This is a genomic window from Salinispora pacifica CNR114, assembly GCF_000514775.1.
In the GTDB taxonomy this organism is placed as follows: domain Bacteria; phylum Actinomycetota; class Actinomycetes; order Mycobacteriales; family Micromonosporaceae; genus Micromonospora; species Micromonospora pacifica.
Map to the genome: position 1 here is coordinate 308,227 of NZ_KI911467.1, position 20,393 is coordinate 328,619.

20 protein-coding genes and 1 pseudogene are annotated in these 20,393 nt (G+C 68.9%); 5 read left to right on the top strand and 16 right to left on the bottom strand.

Annotated elements, in window-relative coordinates:
- The 6 genes and pseudogenes from B118_RS31420 to B118_RS0126435 all read right to left on the bottom strand — a co-directional run.
- A pseudogene (locus B118_RS31420) lies at positions 1 to 292 on the bottom strand (RCC1 domain-containing protein); the annotation flags it as partial.
- Between the two features lie 785 nt (positions 293 to 1,077).
- Positions 1,078 to 1,248, bottom strand: a complete 171-nt coding sequence (locus tag B118_RS32615) for a hypothetical protein (protein WP_196235213.1) — start codon at positions 1,246 to 1,248, stop codon at positions 1,078 to 1,080.
- Complete coding sequence (locus B118_RS0126420; protein WP_028193743.1) at positions 1,245 to 1,802, bottom strand: hypothetical protein; 558 nt, start codon at positions 1,800 to 1,802, stop codon at positions 1,245 to 1,247. The genes B118_RS32615 and B118_RS0126420 overlap by 4 nt, the downstream gene beginning before the upstream one ends.
- Positions 1,803 to 1,948: 146 nt before the next feature.
- The gene (locus B118_RS0126425) at positions 1,949 to 3,640 is read right to left on the bottom strand and encodes a DUF885 domain-containing protein (protein WP_028193744.1); all 1,692 of its coding nucleotides are present in this window, start codon (positions 3,638 to 3,640) and stop codon (positions 1,949 to 1,951) included.
- Positions 3,637 to 4,038 (bottom strand): DUF7010 family protein, encoded by a 402-nt coding sequence (locus B118_RS29430; protein WP_238324174.1) that lies wholly within the window; start codon positions 4,036 to 4,038, stop codon positions 3,637 to 3,639. Before B118_RS29430 ends, B118_RS0126425 begins: the two co-directional genes overlap by 4 nt.
- 28 nt (positions 4,039 to 4,066) lie before the next feature.
- A complete protein-coding gene (locus B118_RS0126435; RefSeq protein ID WP_028193745.1) occupies positions 4,067 to 4,258 on the bottom strand; it encodes a hypothetical protein in 192 nt (63 codons plus the stop codon).
- 153 nt (positions 4,259 to 4,411) lie between these two features.
- Here B118_RS0126435 and B118_RS0126440 point away from each other — a divergent pair, with 153 nt between their 5' ends.
- Positions 4,412 to 6,319: a S9 family peptidase gene (locus tag B118_RS0126440; RefSeq protein ID WP_028193746.1), complete on the top strand. Its 1,908-nt coding sequence runs from the start codon at positions 4,412 to 4,414 to the stop codon at positions 6,317 to 6,319.
- Between the two features lie 76 nt (positions 6,320 to 6,395).
- Here the strand turns inward: B118_RS0126440 and B118_RS0126445 are convergent, their stop codons facing one another.
- A complete protein-coding gene (locus B118_RS0126445; protein ID WP_028193747.1) occupies positions 6,396 to 6,749 on the bottom strand; it encodes a DoxX family protein in 354 nt (117 codons plus the stop codon).
- 463 nt (positions 6,750 to 7,212) lie between these two features.
- Positions 7,213 to 7,848: a TetR/AcrR family transcriptional regulator gene (locus B118_RS0126450; protein ID WP_018811101.1), complete on the bottom strand. Its 636-nt coding sequence runs from the start codon at positions 7,846 to 7,848 to the stop codon at positions 7,213 to 7,215.
- 123 nt (positions 7,849 to 7,971) lie between these two features.
- Here B118_RS0126450 and B118_RS0126455 point away from each other — a divergent pair, with 123 nt between their 5' ends.
- Positions 7,972 to 8,832, top strand: coding sequence for an SDR family NAD(P)-dependent oxidoreductase (locus B118_RS0126455; RefSeq protein WP_027647008.1), 861 nt, complete (start codon positions 7,972 to 7,974; stop codon positions 8,830 to 8,832).
- Positions 8,833 to 8,858: 26 nt separating this feature from the next.
- Here B118_RS0126455 and B118_RS0126460 read toward each other — a convergent pair whose 3' ends face one another.
- The 3 genes from B118_RS0126460 to B118_RS0126470 all read right to left on the bottom strand — a co-directional run bounded on the left by B118_RS0126460 (position 8,859) and on the right by B118_RS0126470 (position 11,440).
- Entirely contained in the window at positions 8,859 to 9,578 is a 720-nt protein-coding gene (locus tag B118_RS0126460) for a PP2C family protein-serine/threonine phosphatase (RefSeq protein WP_028193748.1), read from the bottom strand.
- On the bottom strand, positions 9,575 to 10,147 hold the full coding sequence (locus tag B118_RS0126465) for a UTRA domain-containing protein (RefSeq protein WP_018811099.1): 573 nt from the start codon (positions 10,145 to 10,147) through the stop codon (positions 9,575 to 9,577). The genes B118_RS0126460 and B118_RS0126465 overlap by 4 nt, the downstream gene beginning before the upstream one ends.
- Positions 10,148 to 10,279: 132 nt before the next feature.
- Positions 10,280 to 11,440, bottom strand: coding sequence for a pyridoxal phosphate-dependent aminotransferase (locus B118_RS0126470; RefSeq protein ID WP_028193749.1), 1,161 nt, complete (start codon positions 11,438 to 11,440; stop codon positions 10,280 to 10,282).
- Positions 11,441 to 11,507: 67 nt separating this feature from the next.
- Here B118_RS0126470 and B118_RS0126475 point away from each other — a divergent pair, with 67 nt between their 5' ends.
- The gene (locus B118_RS0126475; protein ID WP_033668508.1) at positions 11,508 to 12,053 is read left to right on the top strand and encodes an XRE family transcriptional regulator; all 546 of its coding nucleotides are present in this window, start codon (positions 11,508 to 11,510) and stop codon (positions 12,051 to 12,053) included.
- Positions 12,054 to 12,200: 147 nt separating this feature from the next.
- The gene (locus B118_RS0126480) at positions 12,201 to 12,839 is read left to right on the top strand and encodes an MIP/aquaporin family protein (RefSeq protein WP_018219704.1); all 639 of its coding nucleotides are present in this window, start codon (positions 12,201 to 12,203) and stop codon (positions 12,837 to 12,839) included.
- A 43-nt stretch (positions 12,840 to 12,882) separates the two neighbouring features.
- Here B118_RS0126480 and B118_RS0126485 read toward each other — a convergent pair whose 3' ends face one another.
- From B118_RS0126485 to B118_RS0126505, 4 genes are all read right to left on the bottom strand, one after another.
- Positions 12,883 to 13,875, bottom strand: a complete 993-nt coding sequence (locus tag B118_RS0126485) for a tyrosine-type recombinase/integrase (protein ID WP_026270646.1) — start codon at positions 13,873 to 13,875, stop codon at positions 12,883 to 12,885.
- 655 nt (positions 13,876 to 14,530) lie between these two features.
- Positions 14,531 to 15,025: a DinB family protein gene (locus tag B118_RS0126490; RefSeq protein WP_027647010.1), complete on the bottom strand. Its 495-nt coding sequence runs from the start codon at positions 15,023 to 15,025 to the stop codon at positions 14,531 to 14,533.
- Between the two features lie 245 nt (positions 15,026 to 15,270).
- A complete protein-coding gene (locus B118_RS0126500) occupies positions 15,271 to 17,664 on the bottom strand; it encodes an ATP-binding cassette domain-containing protein (RefSeq protein ID WP_028193750.1) in 2,394 nt (797 codons plus the stop codon).
- 77 nt (positions 17,665 to 17,741) lie between these two features.
- Entirely contained in the window at positions 17,742 to 18,470 is a 729-nt protein-coding gene (locus tag B118_RS0126505) for an SDR family oxidoreductase (protein WP_018219700.1), read from the bottom strand.
- A gap of 132 nt (positions 18,471 to 18,602) precedes the next feature.
- On the opposite strand from B118_RS0126505, the gene B118_RS0126510 reads away from it, so the two are divergent.
- Positions 18,603 to 19,310, top strand: a complete 708-nt coding sequence (locus B118_RS0126510) for a hypothetical protein (RefSeq protein WP_028193751.1) — start codon at positions 18,603 to 18,605, stop codon at positions 19,308 to 19,310.
- 76 nt (positions 19,311 to 19,386) lie between these two features.
- Here B118_RS0126510 and cydB read toward each other — a convergent pair whose 3' ends face one another.
- Positions 19,387 to 20,385: a cytochrome d ubiquinol oxidase subunit II gene (gene cydB, locus B118_RS0126515; RefSeq protein WP_018219698.1), complete on the bottom strand. Its 999-nt coding sequence runs from the start codon at positions 20,383 to 20,385 to the stop codon at positions 19,387 to 19,389.
- Between the last annotated feature and the right edge of the window lie 8 nt (positions 20,386 to 20,393).

Sequence of the window (20,393 nt, forward strand, 5' to 3'; positions counted from 1 at the left end):
TGCCGGCGGCGATGGCGGTGACCGTGGTGTCCGCGGGCAGGTCGACGGCTACGGGCGTGCTGCTGTCCGTAGTGGTCCCGTCGCCTAGCTCGCCGTCTTTGTTGTCACCCCAGGCGAGGACGGTGTCCGACGCATCAGAGGCTACTGCTGCCTCGTTCTGCGCTACCGCGGGCGACACACCGGCCGATTGTGAGAGCGTCACAGCTAGGGCGAGGCAGAACCACCCGGCAACGGCCCGACCCGCCCGGTGTGCTCGAACGCTACGACTTGCCCGCTGACAGATTCCCTGCATTGTCCCTAACCTCCGATCGGTGCGCGCCTATATTCCGAGGAAATTACGCCTCGGCCTATGTCCATCCAGGCACGAGCACCGAACCGCTCGCAGGATGCCGCAGCCACCGTTGCAGCGTCTTCCAACGCCGTCGGGAAAATCCCGCCCAGCTGTGTAGTAGTAGTAGTAGCAGAACGCGCCGTGAAAGCCCGGGACTCCCGAAGCTACGGCGAGCCGCAAAGCAGCGGATCGTGGGGTCGACCAGTGGTGCGTCGCCGCGATTGCTCGTGGTCCGTTTCCGCTGGCCGCCCTCCCGAACGGCGCGAGGACCGGAAAGCGGCACGGCAGCACTACACCGCCAAGGCGTCCCTCGGGGTTCTAAACCGGTGGGGTGTCAGGTTGTCCCTGACCCCTAGATCACGTGCCGATCGACAGCAGAGGCTGGCCGGTCGGCCCCGGACAGTACCGCCGAGGTTGGCACGTCTTGTGGGTTGGCGCGTTCGCCGCTCGCGTGCGCGTTTTTTGCGGTGCGACCGGTCGCACGGGCCGTCCCGGGCGGCCAGGGCTGAAGCAGCCTGTGCGCTCGCCGCGGGTGCGGCATTGCCGCGGCTTGTTTCAGGGGGGCCGTGCCCGGGGGTGTCTCCCCGGTTGGCCCGTGAAAATCAACTATTTGGCCCTTGGTGTCGTCGTTCTTACCAACACCCCCGTGTACGAGCATGACGCTGCGGCCCTGGACCGACGGTGGACGAAGCGGTCTGGGCAGCCGTTGAGCGAGTTGTGCTGGGGTTGAACGCTGCCGATGAGAGTCAGGCGCCATCGAGACCGGGGAGCGGGAAGAGCTTGCCGAGTACATCGACGCTGTTCTGACGAACGCCGGCGTGGATGTCGCTGCCCTTACCGCCCGGCGCGGCCTCAGCCGGGCAGAGCTGACTGACTCCTGGCGAGACTGGTGATCGTCCGCTGCGCTGGCGACTCATGCGGTGTCGCCGAGCAGCCGACGGGCCGCCTCCAAAGCGTCAGCGTGACCGGTGTCCGGCACATCGGTGTCCGACAGGAAGGCCTCGATCGTGTCGAGGTGTTCAGGCTGCAAACCACGGTTGGCTAGAGGCGCGATCAGCAGAGCGCGGCCGGTCGCGACGAGTTCGTCGTGTACCGGTCCGTTGGTAGGCACGGCGTCGTCGTCGGTCCAGATCAGCCGGTGTCCCTGGTCTAGGACGGCGTGCGCGGCGGCGAGTTTGGCTGCGGGTGCCGCGCTGTGACTGATCGGGCCGGTCCAGGAGCGTTCCAGCGGCGGCAGGGCGAAGAGGCGCTCGACCTGGTCGGCGTCGGCGCACCAGGTCGAGCACCAGCGCAGGGTGACGCTTCCAGCCTGGTGCAGGGCCCGGATGCGGGTGATCAGGGCCGGCGCCCAGCGCAGCCGGTACGGATGGCCGCCGCCGTAGGCGGTGCCGTTGCGGGGTGCGGCGCTCCAGCCGGGCCGGGTGGCGTTGAGTACGCCGTCGACGTCGAGCAGCCAGACCGGCCGGTTCACTGAGCTCCGCCTTTCGCGGTGACGGCTGCGGGCGCCGTGGTGCGTCCGGTGGCGGGGTCGGTGCGGATGACGTACCAGGGCATGCATACCCTCCGTCAGGTGGCTGGTCCGCCGCCCGCAACCACGCGGTATCCGGAGGGCTGCGGTCAACTCCGGGGTGTGGTGCGGCTTGCGGGCCCGGTCTCGGGGCTTGCCGATGATGGCCGGCCCGGTGGCGTGTGGTCAACCTGCCGGAGGGCGGCGGTCAACTGGTCCAGGCCCAGCGAACCCAGCTCCAGCGCCCGCCGGTGGAACGCGCGCCGGTCACCGGGGAAGGACGAGCGGCCGGTCAGCCACGCCCGCTCGCCCGCCTTGTAGGCCAGTGCCTGTCCGGGCCGGCCCAGGTATCGCCCGAGCTCGGCCAGGGCGTACGGCCCCTGGTGACAGCGGTCGCGCAGCAGGGCCAGCGCGGCATCCGGCGTCCACACTGATCGATCACCGAACGGCGCCGGCAGCCGCAGGTGCAGGCCGATGTCGAGCACCACCCGGGCCGCTCGCAGGAGCTGCATGAACAGATGTCCCAGCCGCGCACCCGGTTGTTCGTAGAGCCCGAGTTCGTCCATGAACCGCTCCGCGTAGAGGGCCCAACCCTCCTGACCGGCGGAGAGGCCCCCGAGCAGGTTCAGCCGCTGCCCGAGACCTCCCCGTAACACCTCGGAGCCGAGGTGAAGATGATGGCCGGGGACACCCTCGTGATAGGCGGTGCTGTAGGCGATCCAGGTCGGGAAAGTCGTGGCGTCTTCCGGTAGGGACCACCAGACCCGGCCAGGCCGCGCCAGGTCCCGCGACGGCCCGATGTAGGCGACGCCGGACGACGTGGTCAACCGCGACTCGATCCGACGCAGCGGGGCCGGAATGTCGAAGTGCACGCCGTCCAGCCGCTCCATGGCCGCCTCCAACAGCTCCTGCAGCCACGCGCCGAACGCCTCCCTGCTGTGCAGTGTGCCGGGCGCGTCGGGGCCGGCGAACTCGGCAAGCACCTCGGGCATGCTCCCGCCCAGGGCCTTCGCTTCCGCGATCAGCTCTGCCTCTACCGTTCGGAACTCGTCCCAGCCCCAGTCGTACAGCTCGCGCAGATCGGGCTGGGCCGCGAGGAAGGTGCGCACCCAGAGCGCGTACCGCTGCTGACCGAACGCCTCCTCCGCGACGGCGCGCGGTGCCAGGTCCGCGGTCAGTAACTCGGCCAGCTTCTGGTACGCCGTCCGCGCGGCCGTCGCTGCGGCCTGCAACGACGTCCGCTGAGGCCCTGCGCCGTAGCGGTCAACCAGGGCAATATCGTGGTCGATCCAGCTGCGGCAGCGTTGGATGACGAGCTCCACCTGACGCCGTGCCGGCAGGTTGCCGCGCTCCGCGGCGAGTAAGAGGCTGCGGGCGTACCCGTCCAGGGCGGCGGGGATCGCGGCCAGGCGCGCGCTGACCCGAGCCCAACCCTCCTCGAAGGCCGCCCTCTCGGCGCCGTGGCCGGGAACCGCGGCCTCGACGGCCTGGCGGATGAGCTGGAGTGGACCGGTGGCCGCCGCGTGCAGTTCGCGCAGGTCCTCCCCGGCGTCGTGCAGGGCGACCCGCGTTTGCAGCCGTTCGACGAGGTGGGCGTGCAGCGGGGTCGCGATGGGCAGGGCGGCACCCAAGGTCTTGAGCTCGCGCAGGGCGTGGGCTGCGAGGTCGGCGCGGGTCTGGTGCCCCTCCGGGCCGTAGTCGGTGAGCCCGTCGACATCCTGCTCACCCGCCTCGACGACCGCCGCGCAGGGATCAAGGTCAGCCATCTCAGAAAGGAGCCGAGCCGCGAAGTCCTCGATCACGGCGGCAATGCTAACTCGTAGCAGCTGGACAACGGATCCGGCGCGAAGTGCACGACCAGCAGGATGACCAGGCCCAGCGGCACCAAGGTGTACTGCCTACTCAGGACCAGAAGGATGACGACCGGAAGGCCAAGCAGCTGACCGGTGGCCATCGTCACCGACAGCGAGTCGAGGGCGGCATGGTGGGGCGGGGGCGGCCCGGGGGTCAGGAGCGTCATCGCCAGGGCCACCGGCAGCGCGACCATGCCCTGGAAGAGCGTGACGATGGCGGCGGTCCGCGGACTTGCCTTCGCCCACGCCATGGCGGCGACAAGCCAGGTGATGCCGTACGCGGCCAGGAACGCCCACCCGTGTCGGTTCGCCGCGGCGAGTGCTCGCGTGTACTCCTCGACATCCATGGATCAAGGCCTCCGAGCCCATCGGTCGTCAGAGTGAGGTTGTGCTGCCTTGCGGCAGGGACGGTACGACCGCTTCCAGGAACCTGGCCGGCTGGTCTCGGTGCACATAATGACCCGCGGTGATCGTGACCAGCCTGGCGTTCGGCATCCGTGCCGCCGCGGCCGCCAGCAACGCCTGCCGGTCGTCGCTGACCTGACCCACAGCGATCGAATCGGTCATCCGGCCACTGTAGCCACGGGGACGCCGATCGTCGGGGTGGTCATGAGGAGCCGACATCCCGATCGATAGGCAGCACTGTCCTGGTCGGTCAGGCCGCCCAGACGCCGTACGCCGCGTGCTGGCCCGCTACGACCCAGGCGGCAAGATGCTCACATGACAGCTCTGACCGCCGAACTCGTGGTGGATGGTCGCGCTCCCCAGAGCCCGGTTCTCGCCCCGGACGGCCGCACGGTGTGTTATGTGCTGGTTCCCACCAGCCGAGTCGGCTACCACCTCGACACTGAGTTGTGGCTGGTCGACGTTGACGGTAGCGGTGCGGCACGCCGGGTGACCGCGGATATCGCGACGGAGTCCCTGCCGCGCTGGTCCACGGACTCGGGCACGCTGTTCTTCCTGTCCGACCGTGTCGAGCGCGGTGTCCCGCAGTTGTACCGGCTCACCCTCGCTGACGGCATCGTGACCGGGTTGACCGGCTGGCGGGCCGGTATCACCGATCATCTGCCCCTCGCCGACCGCAACCAGGTCGCTCTGCTCGCGCAGGATGAACCCACCGAGGAGGACGAGCGCCGCGCCCGGGACCGCGACGACGCTGTCGTCGTCGGGGCGCGGGAGCCGCAGACCAGGTTGCGACTGCTCAACCTCGGAACAGGTCGGGTCACCACGCCGAACGTGTTCGGCGATCGGCACGTCGTCGAACTGCGCCAACGACCGGACGGCGGCCCGCTCGCCGTGCTCACCCAAGCCAGCGCCGACAACGACTACGGTCCCCGTACCGCCCGACTGCATCTGTTCGACTACCGCTCCGGAACCGCGGAGGACCTTGGGCCGGTCGCCGCCGACGCGCGCTCACTGGCGTGGTGGCCGGCGGAGGACGGCTGGCACCTCGGCTACCTCGCCCTCACCCCACCGGGCCTACAGGCCGGTAGCGCCGTGTTCGACCTTGCCCTGGACGATCGTGTCCTGCGGAACCGCACCGCCGGGCTGTCGATGTGCCCCACCGAACTGTGCCAAACCGACGCCGCCGCGCTGGTGGTGTTCGCCGACGGACTGAACACCACCCTGGCCCGGCTCGACCCCCACAAACTCACACCCCTGTCGCAGCATCGGGGACGTCTCGATGGCCTCACCGCCACCCGTACCGGCGCGGAGGTCGCCGCGCTGACCGGCAGCCGGTATCAACTCACCAACGTTCACTTCGGGTCGGTGGCCGGGCCGCTGCGAAGAATCACCGACACCCGTCCGGAACTGGCCGGGGTCCCGCTCGGCGCGCAGCAACCACTGACCTACCACGCCGCCGATGGTCTCGCCCTGGACGGTCTGCTCGTACTCCCGGTGGGAAAGACCGCAGCTGAGGGGCCGTTCCCGCTGGTCACGATCGTGCACGGGGGACCGTACGACCGGCACGCCGACCGCTGCCAGTTGTTCTGGTTCCCCAGCGGCCAATGGTTGGCCACCGCCGGCTATGCGGTGTTTCTGCCCAACCCGCGTGGTGGTCAGGGCCACGGTCACCAGTTCGCCGCCCGCGTGGCGGGCCGGGTGGGCCAGGAGGAGTGGACCGACATTCTGACCGGCATCGACCTGCTCGTCGCCCGGGGCGTCGCCGACCCCGATCGGCTGGGCATCGCCGGGTCGAGCCACGGCGGCTTCATGTCCGCCTGGGCTGTCGGCCAGACCGACCGGTTCCGCGCCGCACTGGTCGGCGCCGGCGTCACCGACTGGGGCATGCTCGCCGCGACCGGGGAGAACGGCCAGTTCGAAGCCGCACTCGGCGGCAGCACCGGCTGGTCCGGTATCGGACCGCACCCACATGACGCGGTCAGCCCGATCTCCTTCGCCAGCCGCATCCGCACTCCGGTGCTGATAATGCACGGCGCCGAGGACACCAACGTCCCGCTCGGCCAGGCGGTGTATCTCCATCGGGCGCTACGCCACTTCGGCGTTGAGCACGAGTTCGTGATCTATCCGAGGGAGGGGCACGCTATCCGCGAGCGCGCCCACCAACTCGACGTCCTACAGCGCACGCGCGTCTGGTTCGACCGCTGGCTCTGCCCGGAACGGTGACGTCCGCCGCGAGTGCCGCCCGGGTCGGGGCAGGGTGAGCTGTTCGACCCGGGCGGCACCGGCCGTGTTTCGGAGATCAGGCGTTCAGGACGTGCAGGACGGCCAGCACGGCGGCGGCGACCGCGAACACCACGGGAACCAGGACCGCCGGGATCGGGTCCTTCGCGCGGGCATGGTAGCTCGCTGCCCCGATCAGCAGCAGGGTCAAACCGACCGCGGCAGCGACCGCGATCGGCCACCAGAGCAGGCCCAGCAGCAGGCCCGCCACCGCGAGGAGCTCGAGGCCGCCGATCATCTGGGTGCGGGCGGGGGAGACCCCCAGGTGGGCCATCCGCTCCCGCATCTGGGCCTGGCCGACGACCTTCGGGACAGCCGCGGCCAAGATCACCGCGGCGAGAAGCAGGGTTAGAACGACGACGAGGATACCCACAACCTGTCCTTCGGGTAGTGGCGGACGATTTGCCGACCGTAACAGGGCCGGCCCCAGGGCTAAGGTGCGGCGCCGAGGGGTGCGACGACAAGCATCCACATCGGCATCACCTGGTTCGATGTCGCCGACTTCTGCCGCGCGTACGGGCCACAGGCCGGCGCCGAGGTCATCGACGTCGTTCCGGACCGGCTGCAGGCGCTCATCGAGTTCATACGCGACCAGGCCAGCCGGGGCAACGAGGCGTTCCAGCAGCACGTCGCGGACGGGCACACCGACCTCTACGAGGCGGACATCAGCTACGTACGCGTCCACCGTGACACCCTGCGTGCCGCGTTCGACGTGGACTGAGGCGGGTGTCGGCACCCGTTGGTGGTGGCGAGCCGGGCACCGTAGCGGTTACCGGAAGAGCCCAGACCGCCACCCATTGCAGTTGATGCCCAGGATGTAACGGACTGGTGCAGCCCTAGATTGCCCCACCGTCGGCTGTCCGCCCGACCCGGCTATTTCGAGGGCGGGGGTGAAGGCCGTTGAGGGCGGCGGCGACGACGCTGTCGGCGTACTCGCTGGTGAGGGGGCCGCTTCGTTGTAGCCAGCGGTTGAGCACCGGCCCCCAGATGATGTCCACCGCCACGTCGAGATCGAGGTCCGCGGCGAGTTGGCCGGCCCGTTGGGCGCTGCGCAGCCGATGTCGTTTGGCGTGCCGCATCGGCTTGTCCAGGCGTTCGGCATAGGCGGCGGCCAGTTCGGGGTCGTGCGTGATCTCGGTGGCCAGCGCGCGCATTGGCTGGTCGTAGCGCGGGTCGGTGAGCTCCACGACAGTGGCGCGCAGGACCGCGGTCAGGTCTGCGTGCAGGTCGCCGGTGTCCGGAAGGAGTACCGGCTCACCCGCACCGTCCTCATTGAGCATGAGGAACGCGTCGAGAATGACGACGCCCTTGGAGGGCCACCAGCGATAGATGGTCTGCTTTCCTACTCCGGCGCGCGCGGCGATGCCCTCGATGGTGAGTTTGGCGTAGCCGACCTCCTGCAGTAGGTCGAACGCGGCCGTGAGAATGGCCCGCCGGGAGCTCTCCCGCCGACGGCTGGGGTTGGGTGCCATCCCAACATCATAGCTAGCGAGACGAATCGCATCGTCTTGTAAGAGGGGGTCAGCAGGAGTAACATCGCTATCGAGACGTTACGTCTCGTCTTGTAGGTCACCCTGTTGAAGACTGGAGAACCCATGCGCGACCCATCCGACACCGCCGCCCGCACCTGGTTCATCACCGGAGCCAGCCGCGGCCTGGGCCGTGCCTTCACCACGGCCGCGCTCGAACGAGGGGACCGGGTGGTCGCCGCCGCCCGGACCATCGCCGCCGAAGACTTCGATGAGCGCCACAGCGAACGGCTGCTTGCGCTGCCGCTTGACCTGACCGACCGTACGGCGGTCTTCGCCGCCGTAGCCACCGCGATCGAACACTTTGGGCGCCTCGACATCGTCGTCAACAACGCCGGCACCCTGTCCCTGGGTATGATCGAGGAATTCACCGAGGAACAGGCGCGGACCCAGTTCGACGTGAACCTCTTCGCCGCGCTCTGGGTCTCCCAGGCCGTCCTGCCGCAGCTACGCACCCAACGGGCCGGCCACATCGTGCAGATCTCCAGCATCGCCGCCCTCGGCGGCTTCCCCAGCACCGGTCTGTACAGCGCGAGCAAATTCGCGCTCGAAGGCATGAGTGAAGCCCTTGCGCTGGAGGCGGCCGCCTTCAATGTCAAAGTCAGCATCGTGCAGCCCGGTGGCTACTGGACCAACCTCTACCAGGACATGACCACCACCACGGAGGTGGATGCCTACGATCCGCTCCGTGCCCAGGTGCAGGCGCAGTGGGCGCACGGGTCGGTCGACAGCGACCCCCGCCTCGCCGCCGAAGCCCTGCTCACCCTCGTCGACAGCGACGAACCACCGCTGCGGCTACTGCTCGGCGGCACGGTTTACGATCTGGCCTTTGACCTCTCCCGCCGCCGGATGGACACCTGGGCCAGTTGGGAACAGGTCAGCCGGGCCGCCGAGCACCCCGTCCCAGCACCCGAAGGCCTTCGATAGCGACCTCCCACACCTGCCCTGGGAGGCTAGCTCTCGTCCCGGACGTGCAGGACGATCGCCGACACGTCGGGGCCACCCTGCATGAGCGCGGAAGCGACCAACCGGTCCACCGCCTGCTGCGGAGTTGCGGCGGCCGCCAGGGTCGTGTGCAGGTGCTCAGGTGACACGTAGGAGCTGAGCCCATCTGAACAGAGCAGGATCCGATCGCCGGAGGCCAAGGCCAACACGGTGATGTCGGATGAGCGGCCATCGGGATCGCCATCCAGAAAGCGCGTCAGCTTGTCGGAGAGATGGGGCACCCCGGCGGCGCCGGCGACCAGGTTCCGGTACAGGTGATCCTCGGTGATCTGAATGGTGCGATCCCGCTGCGGGCCCGTCGCCGGCAGGAGATAGGCCCGAGAGTCACCGACATTGGCCAGGGCGGCCGCCGTACCGGCACTGAGCAGTGCGACCAGGGTGGTCCCCATGCCCGCAAGGCTCGGTGCGGCGGCAACCCGGTGCCGCACCGCACTGTTCGCGGCCTGCACCGCCTCTCCCAGCACCACCGGCAGCGCCGCGGGGTCCACTGCCCGGTCGTAGCGCCGCACTGCCTCGATCACGGTGGTACTGGCGACATCGCCGGCACCATGGTTACCGAGACCATCGGCGACCGCGAACAGACACCGCCCCACGTGAATGGCGTCCTCGTTGCGTCGTCGACCGAGCCCCACGTGACAGCTCCCCGCAACGTCGATGCGCAAACTCACCGTTGCGGGTCATCCTCCGGGCGCGCGTTGATCATTTCAGGCCACGGTTCCCGCGCCGACCTACCACGATGCAGGAGGTGGATGGTCTCGACCCGGTCACTGGCGACCACGCACTCGGTCACCTCGACCGGCTCCCCGTCATCGCCAGAAACACCCACCCGAATGATCTCCAGCACCGGAAGGCCCACCGAGATCTCCAACAGGGCGGCCTCCCGCGTACTGGGCATCCGCGCGCGGTGGATCTCCATCCAGGTGATCGGCCAGTGGCCTCCAACCTCCAGCCGGTGTTGCCAACCGTCCGGCCCGGCGGGCGGGGAGTGCGACCCAGACCCGTTCGCTGCCCGCGGATGGATCCAGGAGGTACTGACCTGGAAGGGCGGCTCCGCCTCGGGGCCGGTGACCCCGAACCGGCGCATCACCGGGGTACCAGGCTCAACCTTGAGCAGCTCGGCGATGCGCCGATCGTTGAGGGGGCCAACAGCCGCCACCGGCGCGATGTGCTCCCGCCACACCTCCGGACGGGTAGCCGGCGGGAAGCAGTAGCCGCTGACAGCGACGTTCCGCTGCACCAGATCCCCCCGGGGCCGACGTGGACGGGCCGCTCCGTACCGCACGATGACCCCCGCTCCGCAAACCCCCAAACCCAGCCGTCCCCTACTTCTTCTACACCCAGCAGCCGGCCGAGGGTGACCGAACGCGGACTATCCGATGGCCCGACGGAACCGGTCAGCCAGGCTGGTAAGCCGGCTGACCGGTTCGTTGGCGAACACGATCCGCAGGTAGTGCGCCCCGCTGGGGCCCCAGCCATCCATCGCCGTGGCCGCCACCTTCGCCCGGTCGAACAAGAGCCCCGCCAGCTCGGCTGGCGTCAACCCCAGGGGTCGGGTGTCCACGAGCAGCGACCAGCCACCATGTGGCCGAACAACCGGATAGTCCGAAAGCTGCTGCAGGACCGCGTCGCAGCGCCGCTGCCACTGTTGGGTGGCGGCGGTGACATCAGCCTCGGCGTCGGGTGCGTCGAGCGCGGCCGCCACCGCCCCCTGCGCCAGCCCAACCTGGCAGACCACATTGGCCATGCCGACGAGCTTGATGTCGGCGAGAATCGCGGCCGGGGCCACGACCCACCCGACCCGCCAGCCGATCAGCCGCAGTTCCTTCGATGCCGAACCGACGGTGATGGTGCGCCCGGCGAGGCCATCATGAGCGGCTGGATGGCTGGGGCGAAGACCGTCGAAACGGATCCGTTCCATCGCCGCGTCGTAGATCAGCCAGGCATCGTGTCGCGCACAGGCAGCAGACAACGCGGCCCAGTGCTCCGCGCCCAGGACCAGCCCGGAGGGCATGGCCGGGCCCATCATCAGCACCGCGGCGGTGTTGGGTCCCACCGCGCCGGCGAGGTGTTCCGGATCCACCACCCAGCCGGCCGGCGTGGGCGTGGCGGGCACGAAGCGCGGCACCCCACCAGCAAGCCGGACCCGGTTGACCAGACCGGCGTAGATGGGGTCAACCAGCACCACCTCCTGACCCGGCTCCACGGTCGCCAGCAGCGTGTTCAGGATGCCGTTCAGTCCACCAGCGACGCTGACACACTCGGTGTCAGGGTCGTACCGCCGGCCCGCGATGCGCGACACATGAGCTGCGGCGGCCGCGCGAAGGGAACGCTGTCCCTGGAAGGGTAGGTAGCTGTTGGCCGCGTCGTCGTCGATCGCGGCCCGGGTCGCGGCGACCGCCACGGCCGGTGGTCTCAGATCGGTGTCCAGATTCTCCAGGCGAAGAAAGTCCGGGTCGGCTACCGCGTCCGCGGCGTCGCCGACCAGATCAACGCCGATGCCCGGAATGTCGCGTAGGCGGCTGACGGTCATGTGACCCTCCTCAAACGTCCCGCTCCGTTCGCTTCCCTGGAACGAACGTAACACTAAACTGGTATACATGGATTTGGCACGCACGGTCGGCTCGAATGTGCACCGACTGCGACACACTGCAGGCATGTCCCTCGCCGACCTGGCCGCAGCCGGCGACCTCAGCAAGACCACCCTGCACAGCATCGAGCAGGGGCACGGCAACCCAACCCTCAGCACCCTGTGGGCCCTGGCCGCGGCGCTGAGGGTGTCGCTCGGTGAACTACTCGAGACGCCCACCCCCAACACCGACGTCGTACGCGCCGACGACCCCCAACCCCGCGTCAGTGGGGACGCGGTCAGCGCCCGCCTACTCCACCGCATCCAACTGCGCGGCACCGTGGAGGTCTACGACATCGACGTGGCCCAGACCATCCAGCACTCGCCCGCCCACCTGCCCGGCGTGCAGGAGTGCCTCATCCTCACCCACGGAAGCATCACCACCGGCCCCACCGACGCCCCCGCCACCCTGGCCGAGCACGACTCCATCCGGTTCGACGCCAACCACCCGCACCAGTACCAGGGCCACGACCGGCACAACCGGGCAGTCCTGCTGATGTTGCACCCCGAAACCTGAGCCCGCCGGGTCGCGCGACCCGGCGCCAGCGCTTCGTCCACAACACGCCGACATCCAACGATATCTCTCAATCATGTCACTGCTTCGTAAGATTTGCATTAATCAATACGAGTAGTGTCGGCGAGGAGATCGACAAGGGAGGCGGCAATGCGTCGGTACGCGACCGAACTCATCGGAACATACTTCCTGCTCCTGACGATCGGCCTGGTAGTCACCACGATGAACGCCCTGGCACCCGTGGCAATAGGCGGAATTCTCATGGTCATGATCTACGCCGGAGGACACATATCCGGGGCGCACTTCAACCCCGCCGTAACACTGGCCGTTCTCATCCGGGGCCGCATCAGGGGAGCCGACGCCGGAGGGTACATCCTGGCCCAACTCCTCGGCGGTCTCGCCGGCGCGGTGACCAGCCAACTCATCCTCGACAACGCAAAGCCGACAGCGCTGTCACCGGCAGGGCGCGAGATCTGGATGGCACTGGCGGTGGAAGCCCTCTTCACCTTCGCCCTCGCCTACGTGGTGCTCAACGTCGCCACCAGCCGCAGCCACCCGGATAACTCCTTCTACGGCCTGGCAATCGGGGGAACCGTCCTGGTGGGGGTGGTTACGGTCGGTGGAATATCCGGCGCGGCCTTCAATCCGGCAGTCGCCTTCGGCGGCGCCGCCATCGGACTTTTCGCCTGGTCGTCAATCTGGATCCACCTACTCGCCCAAGCCATCGGAGCGACGCTCGCGGCGATGGCTTTCCTCGCCCTCAGCGAGCAGGACCGCGAACCCGCCTGACCCCGGCGGCTGGCCCCGGCAGCGCCCGGGACCAGCCGCCGTATCACGTCGACAACAAATCCGCCAGCACCCGATGGGTGCGATTCGAGCGCACCGCGGCCCGCTGTTGACCCGCCGTCACCTCGATGTATGCCTGCGATGACGCCAGCGACACATGCCCCAGCAGCCGCATGATCTCCGCCGCGCTCGCACCATCCTCCGCCAGCCGCGTCGCGAACGTGTGCCGCAACGCGTGCAGCCGCGCCCCCTGCGGCACCCGGTCACCAATCCCGGCCCGCCGAAAGCAGGAGTCCACCAGATACTGCAGTCCGCCCCGGCGCAGCGGCCCACCCCGTCGATCCATCAGCAACGGCGCGTCGGGGCGTACACTGCGGGCACCAAATCGATGGCGACAACTGCTCAGGTAGTCCGCCAACACCTGGTCCACCTCCGGCTCCACCGGCACCACCCGTGGCCGCCCACCCTTACCGGCCACATCAAGCCGCCGCTCGCCAACCCGCCCGGCCAGGGACGCCACCCGAAGCGCCAACATCTCGGCCAGCCGTAGCCCGCCGCACAGCGCCAGCGCCAACACCGCCACGTCCCGCTGCGGCCAGGGGTCTCGCTGCCGGCCGTCAACCCGGGCCACGGCGGTCAACAGCTGCTCTGGGGTGTCCGCTCCACGCAGTGGCTTGGGCCGGGGTAGGGGCGCCTTCGGACGCCCGACCGCTGCCATCGGATTGCCGGCAACGATCCCGTCCGCCACCAGGAAAACGAAGAAGCTGTTCCAGGTGGACCAGGCGCGATGCACCGACGCGGCGGAGCGGGTAGCGGCAAAGTGGGCGAACGCTGACCGCAGCGTGCGGGAGTGGAGCGCCGCCAACGGCAGGTTATCCAGGGGGAGGGGAGGGGCGAGCGCCTCGGCGGCGATGCTCGCCACGGTACGCAGGTCCCGCCGGTACGCCGCCACGGTGTGGGGGGAAGGTTTGCGGGTGGCGCGATCGGTCAGGAACTCCTCGATCAGCCGTACCACCGCTTCACCCGACCTATCCTGCATAAGGAACATTATGCATGAAACTTCGCGTTTTGGGCAGGGGTGCTGTCGACAATCCCTGACGGAGGGCTGGGGGCGCGATAGACCCGCCTGGGCTCATCCACCGGCAAGGCAGGGGCTGAACGGGCGACGGAAGGGTGACCGGGCCGTACCGACTGCGGCGGTGGTGCGCGGGGGTAGGCCACTCGGTGACTGCCCGGATGATGGCGCCGCCGTCCGCGCCAAGGTCGCGATGCTGCCCCTGCGGGGTGAAACACCAAGGAGTCGAGCAACTGCACGTGGCCCGTCGCCCGGGTTTGGGGCGTAGCCGGAGAGGGGGCCCTCGCTCGTCGGAGGGAGCCGTCAAACCACCTTACTTGACATAATGTACCTTATCGAATCTTGGCGGATGGGTCGAAGTAGCCGAGAAGCCTCATCACGAGCCCACGAACGATCAGCCGTGCATACTGCGGTGTCAGCACGATGGCCCGGCCGTCAGCGGCAGATCCGGACGGTAGGACATTCCGGCCGTGGGACCAAGGCGTTCCACTGATGGTCGGCCGCAGCCATCATCAGTCCCGGCTCCGAGGCCTTCGCGATCTTGCCGAAGGCGGGCTGCGCCTCGGGGCTAGCTGTTCCGGCTGACCAGTGGTTGTGGCAGCTGGTAGCCGTCACACGATCAACGGCCGGTGACGCCGTCGATGAGTTCGCGAAGGATGTCGGCGTGTCCGGCGTGCCGGGTGGTTTCGCTGGTCATGTGAGCCAGTACCCAGCGAAGCGTACGGGGCTCCTCGTTCACGGACTGGGCCGTACGGACGTCAAGGTCACCAGCCGCGCGGATGTGCACGTCGCTGTCGGTCATCGCGGCGCGGTAGTCGGCAATGACCTGTTCGGCAGGCTGATCCTCAGCGACCACCATGTCCATGTTGGCATCGGCGTACTGGGGGTCACCAGCCACTGTGTATCCAAACCAGTACCGCTCGGCGCCGGTCAGGTGCTGGACCAGCCCGAGCATTGTCGTATCGGACGCCACCAGGCGGCGTCGCAACTTCTCCTCGTCCAGCCCTTCCAGCTTTTTCAGGACGCAGGACCGGCTGAAGGACAGAAACGCCAGTGCCGTATCCGTCTCGTTGTCGTCGTTGAACGGCACGGGTTCGCGCTGTGACTCGAGCATGGGCACGACCCTACGGTCACCTGCCCCCGGCAAGCACTCCCACACCAGCCGCTGAGCGTCTCCCCGAACACTGAGGCCCTCCCCCTCCAGGTTGACAACGTACTTACTCACCGCGCCATGATCGCCTACTCCCCCAAAATGACCAACTCGAATTCCTCGTGCCGCCACACGACGGCTACCAGTTGGCCGGTGCGGTGCCCCCCATCAGCCATCTGACGAACTGACGCCCGAGCGCCGACGGGTGCTCAGGGGCGGACGTAGGCGGCGAGATGCTCGCCGGTGCGGGTGCTCCGGCTGGTGACCAGGTCGGCCGGCGTACCGTTGAAGACGATCTGGCCGCCGTCGTGGCCGGCTCCGGGTCCGAGGTCGATGATCCAGTCGGCGTGGGCCATCACCGCCTGGTGGTGCTCGATGACGATGACCGACCGGCCGGCGTCAACCAGCCGGTCGAGTAGGCCGAGGAGTTGTTCGACGTCGGCGAGGTGCAGACCGGAGGTCGGCTCGTCCAGGATGTAGATCTCGCCCTTGTCGCCCATCTGGGTGGCGAGTTTCAGCCGCTGTCGTTCGCCGCCGGAGAGGGTGGTGAGCGGTTGGCCGACGCTGAGATAGCCGAGCCCGACATCGGCGAGTCGCTCAAGTATCCGGTGGGCGGCCGGGGTGCGGGCCTCGCCCGCGCCGAAGAACTCTCGGGCCTCGGCGACCGGCATCGCGAGCACTTCGGCGATGTTCCGGCCGCCGAGTGAGTATGCGAGTACCGAGGCCTGGAAGCGTTTGCCCTGGCACTCCTCGCAGGTGGACTCGACGGAGGCCATGACGCCCAGTTCGGTGTAGATGCTGCCGGCACCGTTGCAGGTGGGGCAGGCGCCCTCGGAGTTGGCGCTGAACAGGGCCGGTTTGACGCCGTTGGCCTTGGCGAACGCCTTCCGGATCGGGTCGAGTAGGCCGGTGTAGGTGGCTGGGTTGCTGCGTCGGGAGCCGCGGATGGCGCTCTGGTCGATCATGATCACGCCGTCGCGGCCGGCGACGGATCCGTGGATCAGGGAGCTCTTGCCGGAGCCGGCGACGCCGGTGAGGACACAGAGCACGCCGAGTGGGACGTCAACGTCAACGTCGCGGAGGTTGTGCGTTGTCGCGCCCCGGATTGGCAGGGTGCCGGTGGGTGTGCGTACGGAGGGCTTCAGGGCGGCGCGGTCGTCCAGGTGTCGGCCGGTGATGGTGGCGCTGTGGCGTAGGCCGTCCAGGGTGCCTTCGAAGCAGACGGTGCCGCCGGTGGCGCCGGCACCGGGGCCGAGGTCGACGATGTGGTCGGCGATGGCGATGGTTTCTGGTTTGTGTTCGACGACGAGGACGGTGTTGCCCTTGTCTCGTAGGCGTAGCAGCAGGTCGTTCATGCGGCGGATGTCGTGCGGGTGTAGGCCGATGGTGGGCTCGTCGAAGACGTAGGTGACGTCGGTGAGTGCGGAGCCGAGGTGGCGGATCATTTTGGTGCGTTGGGCCTCTCCCCCGGACAGGGTTCCGGTGGGCCGGTCGAGGGAGAGGTAGCCGAGGCCGATCTCGGTGAAGGAGTCCAGGAGGTGGCGTATTCCGGTCAGGAGTGGGGCCACGGTCGGTTCGTCGAGGTCGCGTAGCCAGCTGGCCAGGTCGCTGATCTGCATGCGGCACAGGTCGGCGATGCTCCTGCCGTTGATCTTTGAGGAGCGGGCTTCGATGCCCAGTCGGGTGCCGTCGCACTCGGGGCAGGTGGTGAAGGTGACGGCGCGTTGTACGAAGGCGCGCAGGTGTGGTTGGAGTGAGTCGACGTCCTTGGCGAGCATGGACTTCTGGATGCCCGGGATCAGGCCGGTGTAGGTCAGGTTGATGCCGTCGATCTTGACTTTGGTGGGTTCCCGGTGGAGTAGGTCGTGTAGCTCCTGCTGGGTGTACTTGCCGATGGGCTTGTCGGGGTCGAAGAAGCCGCAGCCGCGCAGGATGCGGCCGTACCAGCCCTCCATGCTGTAGCCGGGGATGGTCAGCGCGCCTTCGTTGAGGGTGCGGGTGTCGTCGTAGAGGGCGGCCAGGTTGAAGTCGGTGACCGCGCCCATGCCCTCGCAGCGGGGGCACATGCCGCCGATTCGGGTGAAGGTGACCTTTTCGGTTTTCGTGCGGGCCGCGCCGCGCTCGAGGGTGACCGCGCCGCTGGCGGTCACCGAGGGCACGTTGAAGGAGTACGCGTTGGGTGAGCCGAGGTGTGGGTGGCCGAGCCGGCTGAACAGGATGCGCAGCATGGCGTTGGCGTCGGTGGCGGTGCCGACGGTGGAGCGTGGGTTGGCGCCCATTCGTTCTTGGTCGACGATGATGGCGGTGGTCAGGCCTTCGAGGAGGTCGACCTCGGGTCGGGACAGGGAGGGCATGAACCCCTGCACGAACGCGCTGTAGGTTTCGTTGATCATCCGCTGGGACTCGGCGGCGATGGTGGCGAAGACCAGGGAGCTCTTGCCGGAGCCGGAGACGCCGGTGAAGACCGTGAGTCGGCGTTTGGGTATGTCGACGCTGATGTCTTTGAGGTTGTTCTCGCGGGCGCCGTGTACGCGGATCAGGTCGTGGCTGTCGGCGACGTGCGGCCCGGCTGGCTGGTGTGCCGGGCTGGTGGCCGTGCTCATCGGGTCTCCTGGGTCGGGTGTGTGCTGGCTGGGTCTGGGTGCTGGCTCCGGTTGCTGACGGTCGGGTTGGTGGCGGGTCAGAGGCCGCCGGCGACGCGGAGGATGGTGCCGGTGGTGTAGCTGGCGTCGGGTCCGAGGAGCCAGGCGATGGCGGCGGCGACCTCGTCGGGTTCGCCGGCGCGTCCGAGTGGGACGCGGGTGGCGGCGTGGTCGGCTCGGTCGGGCTGGCCGGATTGGATGTGGATGTCGGTGCGGATGATGCCGGGGGCGACGGCGTTGACGCGGATGCCGCGGGGGGCGAGTTCTTTGGCCAGGCCGAGGGTGAGGGTGTCGGTGCCGGCTTTGACGGCGGCGTAGTGGACGTATTCGCCGGGTGAGCCGAGGGTGGCGGCGGCGGAGGAGATGTTGACGATGGCGCCACCGGCGGGCATCCGGCGGGCGGCCTGTTGGGCGGCGAGGATGTAGCCGATGAGGTTGACGTCGACGACGTGGCGTAGGTCGGTGGGGTCGAGGTCGACGAAGGGGCCGATGGGGCTGGTGACGCCGGCGTTGTTGACCAGGCCGGTGAGGTCGCCGAGGTCGGCGGCGGCGGTGAACAGGGTGGCGAGTTGGTCGGGGTCGCGGGTGTCGGCGGGGATGGCGATGGCGGTGGTTCCGGTGGCGCGTAGCTCGGCGAGGACGGTGTTGGCGGCGGTGTGGTCGCGTTGGTAGGAGAAGGCGATGTGGTGGCCGGCGCGGGCGAGGCGGCGGGCGGTGGCGGCGCCGATTCCGCGGCTACCACCGGTGATGACGGTGACTGGACTCAACGGTGCTTCTCCCCTGGTCTGGCGGGTGTGTGGCGAGGCTACCCCGGGGGTGTGATGGGGTGGCGCACCTTGGGTGGGCGGCGGCTGGTATCAAGTACTGCTGTCGGACAGGTGTACGGAGGAGGGGGTGTGATGTCGGGGCAGGGTTTGTCCACCGAGGAGGTGGCGGGTATCCGGGAGGCGGTTGCCGCGGGCCGGAAACCGAAGGTGGTGTTCACCGCGTCGGCGGGGCAGATCGCGGGGCAGGTCGGTCAGGTCGTGGCGTTGACCGATCCGGCGGTCTCCGACGAGTTCGTGGTGGTGCGGTTCGGGCGGGACGAGTTGCCCTTCTCCCCCGTTGATGTGGCGGTGGCGCCACGGGGGGCGGGGCGGAGGGTGCCGTCGGCGGAGCGGCCGGCTGGGGAGCCGGTGGTGGCGGAGCCGGTGGTGGCGCCGGAGCCGGAGTTCGTGTTGGACACGCCGCCGGTGGCGGCGCGGGCGGTCGGGGAGGATGCCTCGGCGCGGCCGGCGGAGTCGGCGAAGCCGGCGCGGCGGGCGGTAAAGCCAGTGAAGGCGGCGAAGGCGAAGGGGCCGGTGGGGCTGACGGTGACGTTGGCGTACGGCGAGGGCGAGTGGACGGTGGCGGCGCAGCAGGGGGCGAAGGTGCTCGCCAAGCCGTATGTGGTGAAGCCGGCGGAGGCGCTGCGGATGGTCGGTCTGGTGGATGTGTCGGGGGTGCAGGAGGCGGTGGAGCAGATCCTCGCCGCGGAGCGGGCCGAGGCGGAGCAGCAGGCGGAGAAGCTGCGTTCGGAGTTGGCGGAGGTGGAGGCGCGGCTGGCGGAGCTGCGGGAGGCGGGCTGAGGGCATTGTGCCGACGGTCGCCCGCCTCCCGGGTTTCGGGGGCGGGCGACCGTCGTTTTGGTGGGGCGTGGTGGGGTCAGTGTCGCGGGATGTGGGCCACGCCGATGCGCTTGCGGAAGACCCAGTAGGTCCAGCCCTGGTAGGCCAGCACGATCGGGGTGAAGATCACCGCCACCCAGGTCATGATTTTCAGGGTGTAGGGGGTGGAGGCGGCGTTGGTGGCGGTGAGGGTGCCGGCGGCGTCCAGGGTGGATGGCAGCACGTTCGGGAACAGAGCGGTGAACAGGGTCGCCACGGCCAGGCCGATCGCGGCGGCGGTGCCGATGAAGGCCCAGCCCTCCCGGCGGGCGTAGGCGGCGGCGAGGCCGCCGAGCAGGGCCACGGCGGCGGCGACGGCGAGGATGATGGCGGCCGTGTTGGCGCGGATGGTCAGGCTCCAGGTGAGGAACGCGACGGCGAGTACGGCGGTGGCGATGCCGACGCGGATGGCGAGGGCGGCGGCCCGGTCCCGGATGTCACCGACGGTTTTGAGGGCGATGAACACGGCGCCGTGGGTGAGGAACAGGGCGGCGGTGGTGAGGCCGCCGAGGAGCGCGTAGGGGTTGAGGAGGTTGAAGAACCCGCCGGCGTATTCGTGGTCGGCGGTGAGGGGTACGCCGCGCAGGATGTTGGCGAATGCGACTCCCCAGAGGACGGCGGGGAGCAGGGATCCGAAGAAGATGGCGTGGTCCCAGCGGCGTTTCCAGGATGCTTCGGGGCGCTTGTGGCGGTATTCGAAGGCGACGCCGCGGGCGATCAGGGCGAGCAGGATGAGTAGTAGTGGTAGGTAGAAGCCGGAGAAGAGGGTGGCGTACCACTCGGGGAAGGCGGCGAACATGGCGCCGCCGGCGGTGATCAGCCAGACCTCGTTGCCGTCCCAGACCGGGCCGATGGTGTTGATCAGGACGCGGCGTTCGCGGTCGTCGCGGCCGAGGACCGGTAGGAGCATGCCGACGCCGAAGTCGAAGCCCTCGAGGATGAAGTAGCCGGTGAACAGCACGGCGACGAGGAGGAACCAGATGGTGGTGAGTTCCATGTGGGGGC